Source organism: Sorangium sp. So ce128 (assembly GCF_051525245.1).
In the GTDB taxonomy this organism is placed as follows: Bacteria; Myxococcota_A; Polyangia; order Polyangiales; family Polyangiaceae; genus Sorangium; species Sorangium cellulosum_B.
The window spans coordinates 5740001-5761808 of the sequence record NZ_CP150313.1; the positions used below are offsets into that span (position 1 = coordinate 5740001).

The following is a 21808-nucleotide window of genomic DNA, read 5'->3' on the forward strand; positions in this document are numbered from 1 at the left end:
TCGGTCGGGTGCGTGCCGGCGCCGCATCGGTCTGGTCGCCCTGCTCGCGGCCTCGCGCCTCGCCGCCCGGTGCGGCGCCGAGACGTCCGAGGTATCGGCCGCCCGCCATGTCACGGGACGACAGAACCGCCCAGGGCACGAGGACGACGTCGCGCCCCTTGGCGCGACGCGCGGCGCGCCGTCCGCCGGGCCCGGCGTGTCGTGCCGGGCCCGAGCTCGTCCGCCACGACCTCGGCTCGCACGAGGACGTGACGCTGACGCTGCAGGAGCCCCTCCCGGGCGAAAGCCCGCCGTGGACGCTCTCCGTGCGCGGGCCAGAGCCGCGCGAGCGCACCATCGGCCGTCTGGAGCGCATGCGCCCGCGCGCAAAGGAGTACGCAAAGGACTAACGAGACCTTCACTGCAGCACGGCTGCGCGTGCGTGCCGCGCGCGTGCATCGATTGCGCGACGCATCCTCCTCTCCGCTGGCCTGACCTCTGCAGACACCGGCGACCCAGGTGGCACAGGGTAGGCGTCGGGGGGAGCGGCCATGACAATGCGCATCGGGGCGATGGCGGTGGGCTCAGCGGTTCTCGCGCTGGGCTGTATGGACCTGGATCAGCAAGAGCCGCCACGCGAAGGCGTGGCCGCTCTGCAGATACAGAGCGGCGCGCGGCTGGAGACGGCGCGCTTCATCGAGGGTGGATCGATTCCGTACGTGCTCGGCTTCTCGCCCGAGACCGGGCAGATCCTCGGCGGCTCGCACACGCTCCTCATCCCGCTGAGCGGGACGCGAGAGGCCATCGACGGCGCGAACCTGCCCACGAGCCTGCATCCGGAGCTCAGGGGGTCGTACGTGGCCCTGAACTCGAGCCTGCTGCAAGGCCAGTCCACGGGCCCCTTCGCCTCGCAGTGGTGGCCGCAAAACAGGAACGGCATCGCGGACCGGTGGAACTCCGCGGTCAAGGACTACGGCGATCTGACGTCCGATCCAGACAATCTCTCGCCGGCCGAGAAGTACGATCTCCTGTTCTACGCGGGACAGGGCCGGTCCCTCGATGCGCCCGCGGGCACAATCACCTTGGGGGTGGGCCGGGCTGACGGGCTGCGCGCTCCCCGGGCGACGCGCGTGGCGGGGCCGACGACGTACTGGGAGCTGAAGCACCACGGCCTGTATCAAGGGGTGACCCCGGAGTACTGGTGGGGACACTGCAACGGCTGGGCGGCCTACGTCGTCGCCGAGGACGGCGGGCCGCCGCAGCGCGACATCCGCGTGAAGCTCTCGGGCGGCAAGGTGACCACGTGCGCTTCGGTGGAGACGGGGTGCATCCTGTTCCGCACCGCCGATATCGAGGCGCTGATGACCGAGCTGTACCACAGCGACTCGGCCACGGTATCCGGGCGGCGCTGCGAGGCGCGCGAGGACCTCGTCCAGCGCGATCAGTACGGCAGGCCCGTCGATCCGGCGTGCCGCGATCTGAACCCCGCGACGATGCACATCGCCATGACCGGCCTCCTCGGGCTGGGCGCAAGCTCCATCAGCTCGCCATCCAGCGCTCGGGCGCGGCGCGCGTTCGTCGTCGACTACACCTGGCACCGCGAGGTGTGGAGCTACCCGGTCACGTCGTTCGCCATCGACACGATGGCGGAGGTGAGCGCGCAGGAGGCAGCGCGGCTCGTGTGTAACGGCGGGTTCCAGGGGGCGGATTGCTACAATTACCGGTTCAACCCGTACGCGAGGCGCTTCGTCCGCGTCAGCGGGCGCTACGGGATGGTCTCGGACGAGGTGAGCGCCGAGCAGCTCCTCCAGCCCCCCGCGCAGCGCAACATCCCGGTCATGAACGTGGAGCTCCACTACGTGCTCGAGCTCGACGATCGGCTGGCGGTGATCGGCGGCGAGTGGATCAGGAACCCCGCCCTGGTCAACGGCATCAACGGCAAGTTGATGCACCCCGACTACCTCTGGCTCCCGGTGAGGGCGCAGGGGCCAGGGGAAGACGCCGACGATCTTGGCGGCTCCACGGACAACCCGTACATCGCGTACTCGCGCGCGAAGGCGCTGCTGAATCTGTCGCGCGCTGCCGTGACGGGGAGCAGGCCGTCGGAGTGACTCGGAGTGACCGAGCGCCGACGGCCTCGGTGACAAGGCGCCGGGCATCCCGGTGAGCGCGCGCCGACGGCCTCGGTGACAAGGCGCTGGCCATCGCTTTGCCGGCGCCGCGCCGCCGCGCGCCGGTCTACGATGGCGCCGCCATGGTGCACCTGGACGAGACGTTCGCCGCGGCGCTCCGCCGCGCGGACGTGCGGTGGCTCGCCGAGCACGTCGAGCACGTCGATGAAGCGCGCTGCAGCAAGGAGATGCTCCGCCAGCTCGTCAAGCACGAGGACGAGCGCGTGCGGTACCTCGGGCTCACGCGGATGGCCCAGGCCGCCCGGCGTGAGGGCAGCGCAGAGCGGCGAGAGCTCGCGGCGCTGCTCCCGCGCACGCTGGACAGGACGCCGGAGGTCGCGCTGCTCCTCGCCGGGCTCTACCGCGAGCTGTGGCCCTCCCTCCCGGATCAGCGCCTCCCGGCGTGGCGCGAGGCCTCGCTCCCCGCCGCCGTTCGCGTCGCGTGGCTCCGGACCGAGATCCTCACGCGGCCGGAGGCCGTCCGCGGCGAGCCCGCCGGCGAGCTCCTCTACCAGGCGCTCCACGCGCTCGATCCGGCCGAGATCCCCGCGCCCGAGGCGCTCCTCCCCGAGCTCGCGGCGCGCCGCGATCCGGTCCTCGCGGCCGCGGCGCTCGACCTCACCCGGCGCTGCCTGTACGCGGCGCTGCTCGCGCCCGATCAGGCGCGCGCGGTGCTCGCCGCGCTGCTCGACGCGGCGGCGCCCGCGATCGTCGCAGGCGCGCTGCGGGAGCTCGCCGCGCCCTGGGCCGTCCTCGCCGGCGCGCCGCTCCCGGGCGCGCGCCTGGAGGAGCTCCTCGGCGGCGTCCCCGAGGTGGCCGCCGCCGCGCTGGAGACAGCGGCGCACCACGGCGAGGGCGCCGCGCTCCGCGCGTTCGTCGCCCGCGAGGACGCGCCGCCGCGGCTCCGGCAGCGGGCGCTCACGCTCCTCGGCGAGCACGCGACCCGCGAGGACGTCGGCGCCATCCTGAGCGTCGCGGGGGGCGATCCGCTGCTGCTCGGCCCGAGCGCGATCACCTGCCTGCGCGCGCTGCACCGGCGCGGGCACTTCCCCGCCCCGGAGCACGCGGCGGCCCTGCTCGATCTCGCCCTCGCCGATCCGTCGATCGCCGCGGAGGACGTCGCGGCGATCGCCTTCACCTGCCGGCGCGCGCTCCTGTCGGCGCTCGCCGCGGCGCCGGGCGGCGACGCGAGCTGGCCGCGCCGCGCCGAGATCCTCGTCGCCATGGCGCGGCAGGGCGCGGCGGATCTCCCGCTCGGCGACGCGCTCGCCGAGAAGCTCCGCGACGCGCCCTCGCCCGCCCCCCTCCTGCGCGCGCTGGGCGCCCTGCGCCACGCGGCCGCGGAGGACGAGGTGCTCGCCGCCCTGCCGCGCGCGCCCGCCGCGGCCCTGGAGGCGCTCGCCGCGATCGGCGGCCCGCGCACGGCGGAGGCGCTCCGGGTCGCGCTCGGCCAGGGCGGCGCAGGCGAGGCCATCGCCCCGCACCTCCGAGGCGAGCGTCACCGCGCCGCGGCGCTGCTCTGGCACCTGACGGAGGATCCGGCGGACCGGCGCGCGCTCGTCGCCCGCCTGAACCCCCGGGACCTGCCGGCCGAGATCGCCGCCGACCTCGCCGGGGCCGAGGCGGCGGAGCTCGCGGTGCTCCAGCGCGCGGTGAAGCGGTGCACGCCAGCGGACGCGCTCAGGGCGCTCGCGCGCGCGGGCGACGCGAGCGCCCTGCCGGCGATCGCCGATCTGCTGCTCCGGATCGCGGCGGATCACGCCGCGGCGTGGGCCCCCGGCGGGCCAGCCGAGCCGCCCGATCGCGACCTCGACTGGGGCCCGGCGCGGCCCGCGGAGCCGGCGATCCCGGACGATGTCGCGGAGGCGATCCGCGGCCTCGGGCGGCGGCTCCATCAGCGCCGGAAGATCCGGCCTGTCTGCCTCCTCGACGCCTCGAGCGAGAGCGCTGCCGGCGACGCGCTGCTCGCGAGCCTCGCCCTCGATCTCCTCGACCGACCCGGCGTGTCCGCGGGCGAGCGCGCGCTCCTCGTCGACCTGCTGCGCTCGGCGCGCGGTCAGGCCGCGCGCTCGCGCGTCCCGCGCTTGCTCCGCCACCGCGATCCCCGCGTGCGCAAGCGCGTGATCGCGCTGCTCGCCGAGGACGGCGCCGAGGCGCTCTCGGCCAGCCTGACGCTCCTCACGGGCGCGGGCGACGTGCAGACGGCGAGGCAGGCGCTGCGCGCGCTCGGGGGCATGGGGGCGCGCTGGGCCTGCCCCGCCATCGCCGCGTGCCTCGATCACCCGAACATGAGCATCAAGAAGACGGCGGCCGAGGCCCTGGCGCGGGCGGGCGGGCCCGAGGCCGCGCCGAAGCTCGTCTTCTGGCTCGGCCGCCACGACAACCCGGGGCTGCGCGCGGCGCTCGAGGCCGCGCTGCGGGCGATCGTCGGGCCGGCCTGCGAGGCGACGATCCTCGCCGCCGCGGGGACCGTGGAGGACGAGCGCGCCCGCGACCGGCTGCTCGACGCCCTGAGCGGCAAGCTGTCAGCCCAGGCGATCCGGAGCGGGCTCCGCCAGGGATCGGCCGCTGCGGCGCGGCTGCTCGAGCGGGTGCTCGACGGCGAGATCGCCCTCGCCTCCGGGACCGCCGACGAGCTCGCCGTGGAGATCGAGGCGCACGGCCTCCCCGCCCGCGAGCGAGGGCGGCCGGGCGCCGCGCCTCCCTCAGGCGCCGCGGACGCGCTCGCTGCCGCACTCGCCCGCGACGGCTGGGACGACGCGACGGCGCGGCGCCTGCTCGAGCGGCAGGCGGCGCTGACGCAGCGGTGGCTCGCCGCCCTGAGGAAGCTCGCGCCGGAGTGGCTCCGCCTGGCAGCGGACGAGCCGGCGTTGCGCGACGCGGCGCTCCGGCTGATCGTCCGCGCGTCCACCGCCCCGTGGTCGCCCGCCGAGGCGCGTCTGTACGCCCGGCACGCCGCGGTGCTGCTCGACGGGCTCGCCGCGGCGGCGGCCGATCTGCGCGACGGGCTGCTCCCGCTGCTCGAGGAGGCGGCGCCCGAGCTCGCGCGCGCCGAGGCGCTCGGCGTCGCGGCGCGCGTGCGCGGGCTCGCGCCGGCGCCGGGGGCGCGCCGATCGCCGCTCGCGCTGCTGCGGCGGTGCGGGGCGATCCTCGGGCGCGCCGACGTCGTTCAGGCGCTCGCGATGGCGCGCGCCGCCGCCGATCCGTGGACGGCCGAGCCGGCGATCCTGCGCGAGGCGTTCGGGGCGACGGCCGAGGCGGGCGATGGCGAGGATCCCGAGGGCGCGGCCCCGTGGCGGGCGGCGCTCCGGGCCGCGGCGCTGGAGCCGGCGGCGCTCGCGGCGCTCCGGGCGGGGCCGCGCGGCGGCCTCGGCTCGCGCGCGCAGCTCGCCGCGCTCATCGAGGTGTTCCCGGCCGCGGCCGAGGCGGCGCGGCCGGCGCTGCTCGACTGGATGGAGTCGCTCCAGCCGATCGGCGCGCCGCCCTGGACCCTCGCCGAGCAGGCGGCCGCTCCGAGCGGAGACGCGCGGGTGCCCCGGCCGTCCGATCTCGACCAGCCGCGCTCGGCCGCGCTCCGCGAGCGCCTGCTGTCGATGCTGGCCGCGCCCGCGCCCGAGCTCCGGAGCAAGGCCGCCGTCGCGCTCCTCTCGTGGCCGGAGCCCGACGCCCGCGCCGCCGCGCTGCAGGCCTACCTGCGCGGCGACATGGACGGCGTGGACCGCCCGGGGCTGCCCTCCCTGGCGCCCTCGCTGCTCGATCTCTCCGAGGAAGAGCTCCGGGGCGACCCGGCCGACGAGGCGCGCCGAGAGCGCGCAGCGCGCCTCGCGGACCTGCTGATGCCGCCGGAAGCGGAGCGCCTGTTCCCGCAGCTGCTCTCGTGGTGGGAGTCGGGCGCGCCGGCGACGCGCGCGGCGGCGGCCCAGGCGATCCGCCGGGTCGCGCCCGACGCGCGGGCAGCTCGCCTGGTCGATCGCCTCCGGCAGGGGGCGTGGGGCTACCTCGATCTGGTCGCGGGGGAGCGGCTGCTCCGGACGCCGGAGCTCGAGGCCGTGGTGGAGCGCCTCCGCGCCGAGGGGCGCGCCGATCTGGCCGGGCGGCTCTCGCTCGACGACGGCCCGCTCCGGCCGCCCGGAGGGGGACGCGCTGCCGAGGACGCGCGGGCGCTGGAGGCGCTGCGCGCGCGCCCGGAGCCACGGGCGCCCGAGGCGAGCGACCGAGGTCCGGCGCGGCAGGAGCTCGTGCGGCTCGCGCGCGAAGGGGACGCGGAGCAGGCGCGCCGGGCGCTCTCGGCGCTGGCCGGGGCGCCCGACGGGGAGCTCGCGGCGCTGCTCGTGGAGCTGCTCGGCGATCGGCGCCCCCGGGTGCGGCTCCACGCGCACCGGCTGCTCCGCGACGCGGTCGATCGCGCCGCCTACCTGCGCGCGACGTGCGTGCTCCTCTCGGATCCGCTGCCGGACGTGGTCCGCTCGGCGATCCGGATCCTCTGCTTTGCGCCGTGGCCGCCGGCGCTCCCCGCGATCGTGGGCCTGCTCCTGCACCCGCACGCGGTCGTCCGCCGCGCGGCCGCGGAGGGGCTCGGGCACGTGGGCGCGCCGGCGATCCCCGCGCTCAAGGACGCGCTGGGCCGCGCTCGGCCGGACCGGCGCGAGGTCTATGCAGAGGTGATGAGGCGGATCGAGGGGCGGTGAGCGAGCGGGGCGCCGCTCCTCAGTTGACGCGCGGCCCCGGCGCATCCCCGGGCGCCGCTCCCGGCCCGAGCTCCCCTGCCCCGGGCGCGGCCGGCGGCGACACCGCGCCGCGGTCGGGCTCGCCGAGGACGCAGGCCTCCTTCCCCTCGACGACCTTGCAGCGGTAGTCGGCCGGGCATTTCCCCCCGCACGGCTGCCGCACACACATCCCCGTGGCCGCGTCGCACGCCGTCCCGGTTGGACACGCCGCGTAGCAGGTGTCGTACACCGCGCGGTTCGCGACGGTCGACCCGGCCGCACCGACGAGGGCGGCCGCGGCGTCCGCATAGCCGGTGCCGGTGACCCCGGTGCCTGCGTTCTCGTCCCGGGCACCATCGCTACCAGGTGATGTCCGCACCGCCCTCGCGCCGAGAAGGAACTCCGGCGGTCCCTTCCGCGAGGTGAAGCACCCTGCCAGGATTCCAACCGAGCAGCAGGAGATCAGAAGGACGGTAATTCGCATAGAACCGAGATCCTCCATACACACCGAAACGATTCCACGACAACGCAGGAGCACACTCCGGTACCATCGACGCGATGCAGGGGAGGGAAACGAGGTGAGTGAACCTGTGCACCTAACGCCGTGGCCCACACCACTCCGCTGGGAGGTACCACCCAGGAGCTGGAGCGCCGGGAAAGCGTCGAGCCTGACCGTCACGGCGGGCGGCAAGACCGACCTGTTCCTCGATCCGGAGCGCACCCGGGGCGGGCTGAACGCGCCGCGCTTGCTCGGGACGCCGCACGGGGACTTCCTCGCCAGCGCGCGGGTGACGGTGGGCTTCTCGGCCGTGCGCGACGCCGGCGTGCTGCTCCTCTGGGCGCACGAGCGCTCGTGGGCGAAGCTCTGCTTCGAGCTCTCGCCGGAGGGCGCCCCGACGGTCGTCTCCGTGGTGACCCGCGGCCTGTCGGACGACCGCCGATCCTTCGAGGTCGATGCGGATCACGTCTGGCTGCGCGTCTCGCGCCTCGGGCGGGTGTGCGCGTTCCACGCCTCCACCGACGGGACGACATGGCACCTCGTCCGCAGCTTCTCGCTGGGCAGCACGGCGGAGCTCGCCGTCGGCTTCTCGGCCCAGTCGCCCGCGGGCGACGGCTGCACCGCGGTCTTCGACGACATCCGCTTCGCGCGGCGCCGGCTCGGCGACCTCCGCAGCGGAGACGCCGCGTACGGTGATGCGCTGGCGCGCGTTGGTCAGATGCCGCCGCTCACCGGGATCGCCTTGCCGCTGCCGCACGTGCTGTGAAGCGCGGGCCGCGCGATGGCGCGCGCGGCCTCGTCCGGCGCGCTCCCCCCCGGCGCCTGTGAGCGCGCAAGAGCCGGCGTGGCGGCGGCGCCAGGGACAGGCGAAGGCGCGCCCGGGTGTCCCTGGCACGCCGCGTCTTGTCCCTGGTACGCCGTACGTCGTCCCTGGCCCGCCATACCTCGGCCCTGACGGCGGTCTCCGTGTCTCTGGCGACGACACCGCAGGTCGCCATCGGCCCTGACCGCGGTCCCTGGCCAGGATCTCCACATCCAGGTCGCTCGATTTCGTGTCCCTGGCGGCGTTCTCCATGTCCTGTCGCCAGGCTCCGTGTCCCTGGCGGTCGTATCCATCTTCGATGTCGCTCGTTTCCCTGTCTCTCGTGACGTTCTCCGTGTCCCTGTCGCACGATTTTGCCCCGGGAGCGGAGATGCCTCGATATCTGAAGTTAAGCCAGTGACGCTGTAACGTCGGGTGACAGACGCCCCGAGCATAGCTCTTGCTCGTGAATCCGACGAGGCTCGCGAACGGTGACCACCGGGGCTCCACCGCAACGAGTCTCCGTCGTCGGCAACGAGTCTCCGTCGTAGAAAGAGGGGAAGTATGAGCAATCGTCGCAATCTCCAGAACTGGCTAGGCATGGCGCTGGTGACAGGGCTCGTCTGCGTCTCCGGCTCCGCCTGCGTGGGTTCCATGGATCCGTCGGTCGACAGCGAAGAAGCCGGCGAGACCGAGCAAGCGATCGTGACCGGCTTCGTGGCAGGGAGCAGGCTCGATTGCACGATGTCGGGCCCCACCCCGACGGGGAGGCGGTGGGCATATCTGATCGTCGGCAATGACCAGTCCACCTGTTACCGGACTCCCAACATCCATCGCCCGGACCTGGCGCCGGAGACCGCCATCCACTGCCACTCTCTCGGCAGGAGCATCGGATGTGATTACATCCAGGACCTCTAGGTCCCATCCCATCAGGCGGACGCGCGCGGCGGGGCGGCTCGGCCGAGCGTGACCGCCTGGTCGAGATCGAGGCGACGCCGAGGGCGGCCGTGGCCCCCTCGACGCCGCGAGCTACTCGTGTGGTGCACGCTGGCCCCTCCGCACGCCGCGCCGCGAGCATGACCATCGCCGCGGTCCTCGTCTGCGCCCGCGCGCCGGGCGCCCTCCTCGGGTGGGCGTTCGACTGATCTCCCGGGCTGTTTCCCTCGCTCGCCGGACCCGGTAGCCTCGGGGCCGATGCTTGAAGAGAACACCCCTCAGCGCCCGCCGGCCGGCGAGAGCGCGCGCCGGGTCGGCGCGCTGTTCCAGCCCTTCTCGCCGGGTTATGCAGACGACCCCGCGCGCGCGTTCTATCAGGCGGCCCACCGGGAGGCGCCGGTCGCTTACAGCGAGGCGTTCTCCGCCTACCTCGTCACGGGCCACGCCGAGCTCACGCAGGTGCTCCGCGAGCCGGTCGCGTTCTCTTCCGCGCACATCCTCGACCTGCCGCCGGATCTGCCGCCGGAGGTGATCGCCGAGCTCAAGCAGGGCGTGTACGAGCTGCCGCCGGCGCTCTTCAACAACGACCCTCCCGGGCACACGCGCGCGCGGGCGCTGTTCTCCAAGGGGTTCACGCCAGCGAGGGTCGCCTCCCTCGAGCCGGCGATCGCCCGGGCCGCGGACGGGCTGGTGCGCGCCATGGACCCCGGCAGCGGCCCTGTGGATCTGATGCAGGCGCTCGCCTTCCCGCTCCCCTTGCAGATGAGCGCCGCCCTCGTCGGGATACCGCTCGAGGACGCGCCCCTGCTCAGGGCCTGCCAGGACGAGCGGTTCATTCTCTACGATCCGACGGCCGACACGGCGCGAAAGGTGGAGGCGGCGCGGCGGTTCGTCTCCTACGAGCGCTACCTGGCCGCCCTCATCGAGCGGCGCCGCGCCGAGCCCGCCGACGACCTCATCACCGCCCTGATCGGCGCCCGCGTCGACGGCGAGGCGCCGCTGTCGGTCGACGAGATGATCTCGCATATCATCGTCCTGTTCTTCGCCGGCTACGAGACCGTCGCGAGCCTGATCGGATCGCTCGTGCTCCGCCTGCTGGAGGCGCCCGCGCTCTGGGACGCCATCGGCGGCGACGCGGCGCTGCTCCAGGCGGCGATCGAGGAGACGCTCCGGATCGACGCGCCCGTGCAGATGGAGCCGCGGCGCGCGACGGCGCCCGCGGTCGTCGGAGGCGTCGAGATCCCCGCGGGCGCCACGGCGTTCGCCTTCTTCGGGGCCGCCAACCACGACCCCACGGTCTTCCCGAGCCCGGAGCGGTTCGACGTGACCCGCCCCGTCGCCACCCCGCGGGGGCGGCACCTCGGCTTCGGCTGGGGGGTCCACACGTGCATCGGCGCTCCCCTTGCGCGCATCGAGGTGAGGTGCGCCGTGCAGGCGCTGCGCGCGGCGTTCCCCGGGCTGCGCCTCGCCGCCGCGGCGCGGCCGAGCTACGCGCCCAGCCTGTTTTTCCGCAAACCCACGGCCGTGCCGGTGACGCTCCGCGCGGCGTGACCGCGTCCCGGAGATCAGGAAACATCCTGATGCCGTGCCGAGGGACGGCACATCGCAGGAGGCAAAGCACCATGACAAGAGATCTTCGGGCGCGCATCATGCACGTCGTGGGAGCCGGCATGTTCACCGGCCTGTCGTTGGCTGTCGGCTGCCTCGATGGCGCCGTGGAGGGCACGGAGACAGGTACGGGCGCGGGTGGTCAGGGCGGCGCCGGCGGTCAGAGCAACGCTGCGGGTCAGGGCGGCGCCGCGGGTCAGGGCGGCGCCGCGAGTCAGGGCGGCGCCGCGGGTCAGGGCGGCGCTGCGGGTCAGGGCGGCGCCGGCGGTCAGAGCAGCGTCCAGACGAGGTGCTTCTCGCTGGAAGAGATCCAGGCAAACGCCGGCGACGGGGACGGCGGGGCCGGCGGCGCGGGAGGGAGCGCCGAGGCCTGCCCGAGCGACTACCATCCGAACCCCGTGTCCTGCGTGAGCTACGAGAATGGCCGGCTGGAGGACGGCCAGTGCTGCTACGATGTCGACGACCCGGGCATCGGCGCCTGCGGCCGCCCGTTCTTCGTGGGCGGCGAGCCGCGCCTGGCCGGCGTCGAGGCGCGCGCCGACTGGGTGCTCGATCCTGCCGCGGACGACGTGACAGCGCTCGATTCCGCGACGCGCGCCGCCCTCGCGGAGGCGTGGCTCGCCGACGCGCGCCTGGAGCACGCCTCGATCGCGTCCTTCGCGCGCTTCACGCTCGATCTGCTCGCCCTCGGCGCGCCGCCCGCCCTGATCGACGCCGCGCACCGCGCCCTGTCGGACGAGCTGCAGCACGCGAGGGCGTGCTTCACGCTCGCGAGCCGCTACGCCGGCCGGCCGCTCGGCCCGGGGCCGATGGCCATGGACGGCGCGCTCGGCGCGCCCACGCTCGCCGGCGCCGCGGCCAGCGCGGTGCGCGAGGGCTGCGTGGGCGAGACGCTCGCCGCGCTCCTGGCCAGCGCGCAGCGGGACCGCGCGCGCGACCCCGAGGCGCGCCGTAGCCTCGACAGGATCGCGGCCGACGAGGCCGCTCACGCCGAGCTCGCGTGGGCGTTCGTGCGCTGGGCCGTGGCGCGCGGCGGCGAGCCGGTGCGCGCGGCCGTGGCGCGCGCGTTCGACGAGGCGCTCGCCCAGGTGCGCGGCGCGGACCTCGGCGAGCGCGCCGGCATCGACGCCGCCGCATGGCACGACCACGGCCGGCTCACCGAGGCGGAGCGGGCGCGCTGTCACCTGGACGCCGTGCGCGACGTGATCGCGCCGTGCGCAGAGGCGCTGTTGTCCGCGCCCCTCTCCGCTCCCTCGCCCGACGCCAGCCCCGGCGCCGCGGCGTCGCCCTCGTGAGAGGCTCCAAGAAAGCATCCATACCCCCGTCCCGGTCCGCGTCGGTCGAGAGCAGCCGATATCAGCCGGCGTCAGTGGACATCGGTCGGCGTCGTGCGACTTCAGCCGACGTCAGTCGACGTTGAGCCTCGCCGCAATGGCGCGCTCATGACCCAGCAGTTTCAAGCAGTTGTCGACAGATGGCGGCAGCAAAAAAACATCGCTGAGCGTGTCGATCTCGGGCCCGCCCGTTCGTCGTGACGGTAGAACCAGGGCGCATCCGGTCAGTGCCGTCCGGACGACCCGCTTCGAGCCAGCACGACCCAGGAGAGGAGATACGACATGCGATCCATGATCACCGCGGAACCGGCCACCAACGACGCGAAGGCAGCGCGGGAGCGGCCGGAACACGCGCCGCCGCATTCCGATCGCCGGACGAGGAGCGCGGTCGTGAGGCGCGTCTCGATGGCAGCGTGCCTGTTCGTCGCCGCGTGCGGCGGCGCGGACGACTCCAGCGATCCGGAGCCGACCGCGTGGAAGGACATGAACTTCGAGCAGCGCGTCGCGTACATGAACAACGACGTCCTGCCGCGGATGAAGGAGGTGTTCGTGGCGTACGACCCGGCGTTCGCGACCATGGACTGCGCGACGTGCCACGGCGCCGACGGGGCCACGCGCGCCTACGCCATGCCGAGCCCGGCGATCGCCGTGCTGCCCGACACCGAGGAGGGGTTCCTCGAGTACGTGCAAGACCCGGAGCACCCCGAGCGCGCGGAGTGGAGCACCTTCATGTTCGAGAAGGTCGTGCCCGAGATGGCCAGCCTGCTCCAGCGCGTCCAGTACGACCCCACGACCGGCAATGGCGACTTCTCGTGCAACAACTGCCACACGCTGGGGTCGGTCGAGCCGTGAGGCCGCCCGAGGGGGGAACGAGCGGCGCTGACCTCGGCCCCCTCGCATCCGTCGGCGCACCTCCGCCCTCCGGTCCGCGTCCTTTTGGGATTGGCGCCTTCGTGATGGTTTCGTCACATCCGGCGCCCTGATCCGCCAGGTTCGATCGGATCATCCTGCCAGGCCAGAGCGCTCCGCTGCTGCCGAGCCGACGGCCACGGCAGCATCGCGGGGCCCGCGCGCCCGACGGCGAAAGCTCGATCGCCGGGCGCCTGGCCCGGTATATCTCGATCCAGAGGAGGTCTCCCATGTCCGACCCGACCGAGATCGCAGAGTGCAACGCGCAGTTCCTGGCCGCCTGGATCCACTTCAGCCGCTGCCTCCCCGGCCACCGGATCGAGCACACGGACGGTGTCTCCGTCATCCTCTCGGGCACGGACATGGCCCTGCTCAACATCGCCACGCTCTCCTCGCCGGCCGGTAACCTCACGGATCTGGAGCGGCGCGCGCGCATCGGCGCCGAGCTCGCCCGGACCGGCGGCGTTCCCTGGTTCTTCGCGCTGTCCGACAGCTGGGCGCCCGGCGGCGACGCGGAAGCGACCGCCGAGCTCCTGGCCGGGCTCGGCTTCCAACCTGCGGTGTCGATCATGGGCATGGTGGCCGACGCGCTCCCCACCCCGCGGCGGGAGATCGCCGGCCTCGAGCTCAGGCGCGTGGGCGACGCCGAGACGCGCGCCGCCGTCGCCGATCTCAACTCCGTCGCCTACGGCCTCCCGCTCCCCACCGGGCGCGCCGCCCTGGCCCACGAGGCGTTGTGGGACGACCGGGCGTTCGGGCGGGTCGGCTACGTGGGCGACCAGCCGGTATGCTGCGCGGCGACGTTCATGGTGGCGGGGATCCGGTACGTGGGCTTCGTGGCCACCGCGGCCGAACACCGGCGCAAAGGCTACGCCGAGGCGGTGATGCGCTGCTGTCTCGACGACGCGCTGAGCGCCACCGGCGCCCAGAAGACCGTCCTCCACGCGACGGACCTGGGGCGGCCCGTGTACGACGTGATGGGCTACCACGCGGTCACGCGCTTCGCCTTCTACACGCCGCCGCCGGACTACCTGCCGCCGCCGCAGGCCTGATCCCGCGCGCCCCCGCCTACCACCCGCACGTCTTGCCGCGGTTCTGCTGGTCGAGCCAGTCCTTGAGCGGCCCGAAGTAGTCGAGCATCGCCGCCGCATCCATCCGCCGCGATCCCGTCACCACCTCGAGCGCCTCCGGCCACGGGCGGCTCCGCCCCATCTCCAGCATCCGCCGGAGGCGCTCGCCGGCCTTCTCGCTGCCGTAGATCGTGCAGCGGTGGAGCGGCCCCTTGTACCCCGCTGCGTCGCAGAGCGCGCGGTGGAACTGGAACTGGAGTATATGGGCGAAGAAGTACCGGATATACGGGACGCTCGCCGCCACATGGTACTTCGCGCCAGGATCGAAGTCCGACTCGGAGCGAGGCACCGGCGGCACGACCCCCTGGTACCTCCTCCGGATCTCCCAATAGGCCTTGTTGTATCCCGCCGGCTGGATGTCCCCCGAGAACACCCCCCAGCGCCACCGGTCGACCGAGACGGCGAACGGCAGGAAGGCGATCTTGCCGAGGGCCTCGCGGAGGAGGAGCGAGAGGTCGCTGGAGGCGGGGGGCAGCTGGTCCACGAGCCCGATCCGCTGGAGGTACTCCGGACTGACCGAGAGCCCGATCGTGTCGCCGATGGCCTCGTGAAACGCGGGGTTGGGGCTGTCGCGGTACAGGAGCGGCAGGTCCTTGTATGCCCGCTGGTAAAAGGTGTGGCCGAGCTCGTGGTGGATCGTCTGGAAGTCGCCGGCCGTGATCTCGATGCACATCTTGATGCGCAGATCCTCTTCGTCGTCGATGTTCCACGCGCTCGCGTGGCAGACGACGTCGCGATCCGCCGGCTTGACGAAGAGCGACCGCTCCCAGAAGGTGGCCGGGAGCGGCTCGAACCCGAGCGAGACGAAGAAGCGCTCTCCCGTCTTCACCATCTCGATCGGCGTGTACCCCTTCGCCTGCAGCGCGGTGTCGAGATCGTAGATCGGCGCCGCTCCCTCGGGCTCCACGAGATCGTAGATGTTGCTCCAGTCTTGCGCCCACATGTTGCCGAGCAGATCCGCCCGGATCGGGCCCTTGCCGGGCACGACGTCCTCGCCGTACTTCGAGGCGAGCCGGCCCCGCGCGTAGCAGTGGAGCGCGTCGTAGAGCGGCTTGACCTGCCCCCAGAGGCGATCGGCCTCCCGCGACAGCACGCCGGGCCGCATCTCGAATTTCGAGCGCCACGCGTCGCCTGTGTCCTTGAACCCGAGCTCGCGGGCGCCCTCGTTCGCCAGCTGGACGAGCCGCGTGAAATCGCCCCGCATGGGAACAGAGACCGTGTGCCAGCCGACCCACGCCCGCTTCAGCTCCTCGGGGTCGCGGCTCTTCGCGAGGGTCCTGCTCAGGTCCTCGAGGTTGAGGCACTCGCCGCTCGCGGGGCAGTACTTGCCCGCTCCGTACATGGCCTCCAGCCTCGACGCGATGGTCGCGACCTCCTTCGTTTTCGCGGGATCGGCGGGTGCGTAGAGCGTGAGGGACGTTCGCAGGAGCTCGAGCCGGCGGCGGACGTCATAGGGCAGATCGAGGTCGAGGAAGCGGGCGGCCCGCTTCGCGTAATCGGCCTGCACCCCGAGCAGCTTCGCGCTCGCCGCGGCCGCGAGGATCTCGGTGTCGACGGTGATGTACGTCGCCGCCACCCACGCCGCGCGGTTGTTGTAGGTGCTGAGCTCGTGCAGCTCCGCCTCGGCCGCATCGATGAACCGCGCGGCCTCCTCCGCCGCCGGGTCGGTGGCGGGCCGCGGCGGCGTGGGCGGGGCGGGATCGGAGCAGGCCGCCGTGAGCGCGAGCATGCTGCAGGGCAACGCGACGACGAACATCGGAATGCGCACCATTTCTCGCCGCTCCTCGATCGCGACAGCTCCGGCGTAAGACCGTCCCTCCACCCCGGACGCGCAGAGGGCGCGGGGTGCGCTTCGGCGCCGCGATCCTGGTGGGGCTCCTAAGGCCGCTCGCCGGCTCCAGCAATCCTCTCGGGCGCGCCGCGGCGAGGGCCGAGAGGCGGCAAAGTCCGCTCGATCCAGGTCATCGCGCCAGCCTGGAGGTGGCCCCTCGCCGCGAGATCGCTCAAGATCCGCCGGAGATGGGCAACCGCCCACGAAAGGGAGGAAGCGAGCATGGCCGTCCAGCTCAATCACACCATCGTCCCGGCGCGGGACAAGACGACGTCCGCTACCTTTTTGACCGAGATCCTGGGCCTCTCGGCGCCGGTGCCGTTCGGACACTTCTTGACGGTACGGCTCGACAACGACGTCACGCTCGACTTCATCGACACCCCTGGTGAGATCCGCTCCCAGCACCTCGCCTTCCTGGTCAGCGAGGCCGAGTTCGACGAGATCTTCGGTCGAATCCGCGAACGCCAGATCCCCTACTGGGCCGATCCCAGAGCGCAGCACCCCGGGGAGATCAACCACCATGACGGCGGGCGCGGCGTGTACTTCCCCGATCCCGACGGGCACTTCCTCGAGATCATCACCCGCCCTTACGGCAGCGGCGGCGGATGACGGAGCGATCGCTCGGCCGGGGAAGGATCCGCGGGTTGCGCGGCGCCTGGCCGCGGGCTGCCGGCGCGCGTGACGTCGTCCTCGCCATTTCCTCCCGCGCGTTTCCTGTCTAGCTTCGGGTCCATGGTTCGCACCTCCACCTTCCTCGTCACCCTCGCCATCGCCGGCTGCGGCGGCGCCCCGAAGCCGCCGCAGGAGCCCCCGCAACCCGCGCCGATCGCGGCTGAGCCCGAGCCCGAGCCCGAGCCGGCGCTCGACGACGCGCCGATGCTCGACGTGGTCGCGGCGCAGCCGACCGAGATCCTGCTGGACGGCAAGCCCATCGGGACGACGCCGATCTCGGGGCGAAAGGTCGCGCCCGGGTCGCACGAGGTGACGTTCGTGGACCCGGAGCGCGGCAACCGGACCATGATGGTGACGCTCGAGCCCGGCGACGCGAAGACGGTCCAGTCGGACCCGCCGCCCTCCCTCGTGGAGGCGAGCGGCGGCGCGACGGGCGACAAGCAGGGCGAGAAGAAGTAGCGTCAGAAGAGCGAACGCCTGCTCTGGCGCGAGGAGCGCGAGACTCGGCCAAACAGGGACAGCGCTACGTTTACGCAGATGCGGTCGTCGTGTGCGGCGGCGCGCAGACCGAGCCAGGCGCCGGCGACGTCCTCTCGAACCCAACTGCCATCGTGAACGTGCTCTCGCGCAGCACCGAGGCCTTCGATCGGGGCGAGAAGTGGGAGGGGTACCAGCGCCTCCCCTGCCTGACGGACTACCTGCTCGTCTCATCATGGCACGTGCGTATCGAGCACCATCGACGCGAGGGGGACGGCTCCTGGCGGTATCGCGTGCTCGAGCGGGGCGATACGATCGCCCTGGCGAACGGCGCCCAGATCTCCGTCGATGCCATCTACGACGGTGCCTTCGCGCTAGAAGCCGACTGACGTCGCAGAGTTTCACCGCGGGCGGCCGGATGTGGCAGCATGGGGCCGGAGGAGACCCCACCTTGCGCCTCGGGATCGATTTCGGAACCACGCGGACCGTGGTCGCGTGCTGCGATCGCGGGAACTACCCTGTCATCAGCTTCCAGGACGCGGCGGGGGACACCGTCGATTTCTACCCCTCCGTGGCCGCCGAGCGGCGGGGGGAGCTCCGGTTCGGCTTCGACGCCCTCGCGGTCGCCTCGGATCCCGAGTGGATCGTGCTCCGGTCGTTCAAGCGGGTGCTCTCCGGCCCGCGCGCGTCGCCCGACGTCGAGGTCGAGATCGGCGGGACGAAGCTCCGGGTGCTCGATCTCCTGACCCTGTTCCTGCGGTCGCTCCGCGACGCCGTGCTGAACCGGTCGAACCGGCCCAAGAAGGACGACGACGGGCGCCTCATCTCGGTCGTGGCGACCCCGGCCAACGCGCACGGGTCGCAGCGGTTCGTGACGCTCGACGCCTTCCGCCGCGCCGGCTTCGAGGTCATCGCGCTCCTGAACGAGCCGTCGGCCGCCGGCTTCGAGTACACGCACCGCCACCGCAGCACCATCACGTCGAAGCGCGAGCACATCGTCGTCTACGACCTCGGCGGCGGGACGTTCGACGCGTCGCTGGTCCACATGACCGGGCGCAGCCACGACGCCGTGACGACCGCGGGCCTGAACCACCTCGGCGGCGACGACTTCGACGCCGCGCTGGCCTCGATGGCGCTCGACGCCGGCAAGATCGAGCGCGAGGGCCTGCCGGCGCGCGCGCTCGCGGCGCTCGCGGACCAGTGCCGCGAGGCGAAGGAGCGGCTCAACCCGAACTCCCGGCGCATCGTGATCGACCTGGAGGCCTGCCTGGGCGACCTCTCGACCGCCCGCGAGGTGACGATCGCGACCTCCGACTACTACGACCGGTGCGTGCCCCTCGTGGAGTCGACCATCACGGCGATGCAGCCGGTGATCGCGCGCCTCGACGCCGGCGCGGGCGAGGCGCTCGCCGACATCGCGGGGATCTACGTCGTCGGCGGCGCCAGCTCGCTGCCCATCGTCGCGCGGACGCTGCGCGAGCGCTTCGGGCGCCGCGTCCATCGCTCCCCCTACCCCTCGGCGGCCATCGCGATCGGCCTGGCCATCGCCGTCGACGAAGACGCGGGCTTCGAGCTCTCCGACCGGCTCTCGCGCCATTTCGGGGTGTTCCGGGAGGGCAGCGGCGGGGACGAGGTGGTCTTCGACCCGATCTTCGACCGGGAGGCGCGCATCCCGTCGAGCCACGAGGCGCCGGTGGTCTCGCGGCGCGTGTACCGGGCGGCGCACAACGTCGGCCGCTACCGGTTCGTCGAGTGCGCCGCGCTCGACCGGCTCGGCGTGCCCCACGGCGACATCACGGCGTTCAACGAGGTCGTGTTCCCCTTCGACCGGCGGCTCCGCGACCGCGCCGCCGAGCTCGGCGGGGTGACCGTCGAGCGCATGGGCAGCGAGGGGCCGCTGATCGAGGAGCAGTACGCGATCACCTCGCACGGGATCGTCGAGGTGACGATCACGGACGTCGAGGCAGGGTACCGGCGCGTCTACCAGGTCGGGGCGTGAGGGCGCCCTGGTACCGGGTTGCTCACAACCGCCCATGGGGCGCTGGCAACGGGCACTCCTGATCGCACATCGAAGGAATCGCCTCCGCTCGACGACACGCGGGCTTGCCTGCTCACGCGCCCGAGGCGGCGTGCCCGCGCACGCGCCCGGGGCGAGGCGAGAGGGCATACGCGATGCCCGAATCGAGCGTGGACCGCACCAGGAGCCCGCCCAACTCCGCCCCGAGCTCGACGAGCGTCCGCGCGATGGCGGGCTGGATCCCCGTCAGGAGCACCTGTGCGCCGAGCAGGTTCACCGCGCGCGCCGTCCGCACCAGCGCGCTCGCGACCTGGGTGTCGATGGTCGGCACGCCCGTAACGTCGAGGATCACCATCGAGGCCTGGTGGGCGACGATGCCTGCCAGCAGGATCTCGAGCACCTGCTGAGCCCGCGGCGCATCGATGTTGCCGATGAGCGGCATCACCACCACGCCGCGCGCGATCGGCAGCAACGGCGTGGAGAGGGCGCGCAGCCTGGCCTCCTGCAGGTGGATGATCTCGTCCTGAAGCCGCTGAGCCTCGGCCTCGGCCGCTCGGCTTTCGGTGACCTCCACGGAGATGCCGCACACCGCGTGCAGCTTGCCTCGTGAATCCAGCAGCGGGAACCTCGTGGTCACGAAGGAATGGACGCGGCCCTCGATCAGGAGCTGCTCCTCCTTGACGAGCGGCGCCTCCGTCGCGATGACCTGCCGCTCCGACTGCGCAAAAGCCTCGGCGAGCTCCGAGGGCATGACATCGCGATCGGCGCGCCCGAGCACCGCGTCGCGGGAGAGGCCCATGAGCCGCTCGAAGTGCCTGTTGACGAGCGCATAGCGGCCGTTCAGATCCTTGACGTAGACGGCGCTGGGCGCGTGCTCCACGATTGCGGTGACAAATGCCGTGCTGTCCCGGTACGCCTGTTGGGCGCGCATCCTGTCGGTCACGTCGAGGTTGATCCCGATCACGTAGCGCGCGCCGCCCACGTCGGCCGCCGACATCCTGGTCTCGGTCCAGACGGTGCGGTTCTCGGTGCGCTCGAGGCCGGCGTCGGCCGTGTTGTACGCGGTCGGCGCCATGATCACGCCTCCGCCGCTCCGGATCACCTGATCGAAGTGGGCAGTGTATCCGCCCGCCACGGCGACAGGGTCCTCGTACATATTATGCTTGCCGACCATGGCCTCCTTCGACGGCACGGCCAGTATCTCGCGGTTCCGTCGGTTGATGTCGACAAGTACGCCGTCGGCGCCGTAGAGCGCCGACGGGACCGGCAGGTGCTCGAAGACGCCCTGGTACAGGGCCGCCTGCGCCTCCGCGGCCTGGGCGCGCTGCTCCAGCGCCTTGACCTCGCAGCGGAGCCGCTCCAGCTCAGCCTGCAGTCCCTCGATGTCCATGCCCCCCAGGATCATCGAATCTGCCCTTTCAGCTCGCGAGTGGCCATCGCGCTCAGGTCGAATACATTCATTATTACACGCCGGACACTTACATATTCCTTCCAGCATTGCCAAGCCGATTTGCAGAGCTCGGCTTTCAGCGATTGGGCGCGTGGCGGCGCTCACACCTGCGCGGGACCTGCGCTCTGCGTCGCGTCAGGCCGCGTTATGCCGCGTTGGGTAGCTCGCTCGCGCCTGATGTAGGCACAGCGGAGACTCGCCTGTACCTGGCGGGGCCCCTCGCCGAGATACCGGGCATCCTGGTCAAGCTGTTGCGCGGCCTCACCGTGGCGGTATGGAATTTCGTCTCGCTCACGACCGGCATGGTCCAGAGAGTGGTGCCTGATCAGCGGAGGAGCAGAGGGCGCGCTACGGGACGATCCGGCGCAGCACCTCGATGACGATCGGCAGGCTCGCCAGCGCCCCGAGCGTCGTCACGACCGCCGTGGCCGCCGCGAACTGACCGTCGCAGCCGTACCGCGCGGCGACGATCACGGACACCATCGACGTCGGCATGGCGGACTGAAGCACCGCCACCTCGGAGGAGGGCCGCTTCAGGCCGAGCGCAACCGCGGCGCCGAGCGCGATCGCGGGCGACAGGAGCAGCTTCACGGCGGCGATCGCCGCGAGCGGGCGCACGCGGCCGCGGAGCGAGCCAAGGTCGAGGCTGAGCCCCAGCGCGAGGAACACGAGCGTCGGGGTCGCGCTCCCGAGCGCGCCGAGCGCGTGCTCCAACCACACCGGCAGCGGGATCGGCGCCGCGTGGAGCGTGAGCCCGACGGCGATCGACAGCACGTTGGGGTGCAGGAGCACCGCGAGCAGGCCCCGCCCGTCCCCGCCGCCGCCCCCGCCCATGCGCGCGGCGAGCGCGACGCCGAAGGTCCACAGGAGGAACGCCGTGACGATGCTGTCGACGAGGATCGCCGTCCCCGCCGCGCCGCCCGCGTCGCCGTAGAGGGCCAGCACGACGGGCACGCCGAGGAAGCCGGTGTTGGAGAAGCTGCCGACGAGGCCGGCGGCGCCCTGCGCGGCGCGCGGGAGCCCGAGCGCCCGCGCCACGGCGACCCCCGCGAGGGCGCACGCGAAGAGCGCGACGGTCGACGCGGCGACCGCGCCCCACGCGCCGTGACCGATGCCTGAGCGGCGGAGCACGCTGACGATCAGCGCGGGCGTGGTGACGTCGATGACCAGCCGGTGCAGCACGGCGGCGTCCGCCTGACCGGCGCGGCCCAGCGCGCGCAGCAGCACGCCGACCCCGAGCACCGCGAAGAGAGCCAACAGCTGCGAGATCAGGTCGCCCGACGGCAC

General features: G+C 73.0%; 16 protein-coding genes. 12 read left to right on the forward strand and 4 right to left on the reverse strand.

Annotated features, from left to right (window positions below; translation table 11 throughout):
* Window positions 1-530: 530 nt before the first annotated feature.
* Both WME82_RS21885 and WME82_RS21890 read left to right on the forward strand, forming a co-directional pair.
* On the forward strand, window positions 531-2090 hold the full coding sequence (locus WME82_RS21885) for a hypothetical protein (RefSeq protein ID WP_438044365.1): 1560 nt from the start codon (window positions 531-533) through the stop codon (window positions 2088-2090).
* Window positions 2091-2233: 143 nt separating this feature from the next.
* The gene (locus WME82_RS21890) at window positions 2234-6838 is read left to right on the forward strand and encodes a HEAT repeat domain-containing protein (protein WP_438044366.1); all 4605 of its coding nucleotides are present in this window, start codon (window positions 2234-2236) and stop codon (window positions 6836-6838) included.
* A 19-nt stretch (window positions 6839-6857) separates the two neighbouring features.
* Here WME82_RS21890 and WME82_RS21895 read toward each other — a convergent pair whose 3' ends face one another.
* Complete coding sequence (locus tag WME82_RS21895) at window positions 6858-7340, reverse strand: hypothetical protein (RefSeq protein ID WP_438044367.1); 483 nt, start codon at window positions 7338-7340, stop codon at window positions 6858-6860.
* A gap of 106 nt (window positions 7341-7446) precedes the next feature.
* On the opposite strand from WME82_RS21895, the gene WME82_RS21900 reads away from it, so the two are divergent.
* The 6 genes from WME82_RS21900 to WME82_RS21925 all read left to right on the forward strand — a co-directional run bounded on the left by WME82_RS21900 (window position 7447) and on the right by WME82_RS21925 (window position 13996).
* Window positions 7447-8121: a DUF1349 domain-containing protein gene (locus WME82_RS21900; RefSeq protein ID WP_438044368.1), complete on the forward strand. Its 675-nt coding sequence runs from the start codon at window positions 7447-7449 to the stop codon at window positions 8119-8121.
* A gap of 600 nt (window positions 8122-8721) precedes the next feature.
* A complete protein-coding gene (locus tag WME82_RS21905) occupies window positions 8722-9075 on the forward strand; it encodes a hypothetical protein (RefSeq protein ID WP_438044369.1) in 354 nt (117 codons plus the stop codon).
* 276 nt (window positions 9076-9351) lie between these two features.
* The gene (locus WME82_RS21910) at window positions 9352-10644 is read left to right on the forward strand and encodes a cytochrome P450 (RefSeq protein WP_438044370.1); all 1293 of its coding nucleotides are present in this window, start codon (window positions 9352-9354) and stop codon (window positions 10642-10644) included.
* A gap of 71 nt (window positions 10645-10715) precedes the next feature.
* Window positions 10716-11996 carry a ferritin-like domain-containing protein gene (locus tag WME82_RS21915; protein WP_438044371.1) on the forward strand — a complete coding sequence of 427 codons (1281 nt, stop codon included), beginning with the start codon at window positions 10716-10718 and terminating at the stop codon, window positions 11994-11996.
* A 321-nt stretch (window positions 11997-12317) separates the two neighbouring features.
* Window positions 12318-12887: a hypothetical protein gene (locus WME82_RS21920; RefSeq protein WP_438044372.1), complete on the forward strand. Its 570-nt coding sequence runs from the start codon at window positions 12318-12320 to the stop codon at window positions 12885-12887.
* A gap of 287 nt (window positions 12888-13174) precedes the next feature.
* Window positions 13175-13996 carry a GNAT family N-acetyltransferase gene (locus WME82_RS21925; RefSeq protein ID WP_438044373.1) on the forward strand — a complete coding sequence of 274 codons (822 nt, stop codon included), beginning with the start codon at window positions 13175-13177 and terminating at the stop codon, window positions 13994-13996.
* Window positions 13997-14012: 16 nt separating this feature from the next.
* On the opposite strand, the gene WME82_RS21930 is transcribed toward WME82_RS21925, so the two are convergent.
* Window positions 14013-15845 (reverse strand): M2 family metallopeptidase, encoded by a 1833-nt coding sequence (locus tag WME82_RS21930; protein WP_438044374.1) that lies wholly within the window; start codon window positions 15843-15845, stop codon window positions 14013-14015.
* 282 nt (window positions 15846-16127) lie between these two features.
* Between WME82_RS21930 and WME82_RS21935 the strand changes: the two genes are divergently transcribed.
* From WME82_RS21935 to WME82_RS21950, 4 genes are all read left to right on the forward strand, one after another.
* A complete protein-coding gene (locus WME82_RS21935; protein ID WP_437747423.1) occupies window positions 16128-16514 on the forward strand; it encodes a VOC family protein in 387 nt (128 codons plus the stop codon).
* 123 nt (window positions 16515-16637) lie between these two features.
* Entirely contained in the window at window positions 16638-17036 is a 399-nt protein-coding gene (locus WME82_RS21940) for a PEGA domain-containing protein (RefSeq protein ID WP_438044375.1), read from the forward strand.
* A 23-nt stretch (window positions 17037-17059) separates the two neighbouring features.
* A complete protein-coding gene (locus WME82_RS21945; RefSeq protein ID WP_438044916.1) occupies window positions 17060-17443 on the forward strand; it encodes a Uma2 family endonuclease in 384 nt (127 codons plus the stop codon).
* A 62-nt stretch (window positions 17444-17505) separates the two neighbouring features.
* Window positions 17506-19053, forward strand: coding sequence for an Hsp70 family protein (locus WME82_RS21950; protein WP_438044376.1), 1548 nt, complete (start codon window positions 17506-17508; stop codon window positions 19051-19053).
* A gap of 112 nt (window positions 19054-19165) precedes the next feature.
* Here the strand turns inward: WME82_RS21950 and WME82_RS21955 are convergent, their stop codons facing one another.
* Window positions 19166-20461, reverse strand: a complete 1296-nt coding sequence (locus WME82_RS21955; protein WP_438044377.1) for a PAS domain-containing protein — start codon at window positions 20459-20461, stop codon at window positions 19166-19168.
* 408 nt (window positions 20462-20869) lie between these two features.
* A complete protein-coding gene (locus WME82_RS21960) occupies window positions 20870-21808 on the reverse strand; it encodes an AEC family transporter (protein WP_438044378.1) in 939 nt (312 codons plus the stop codon).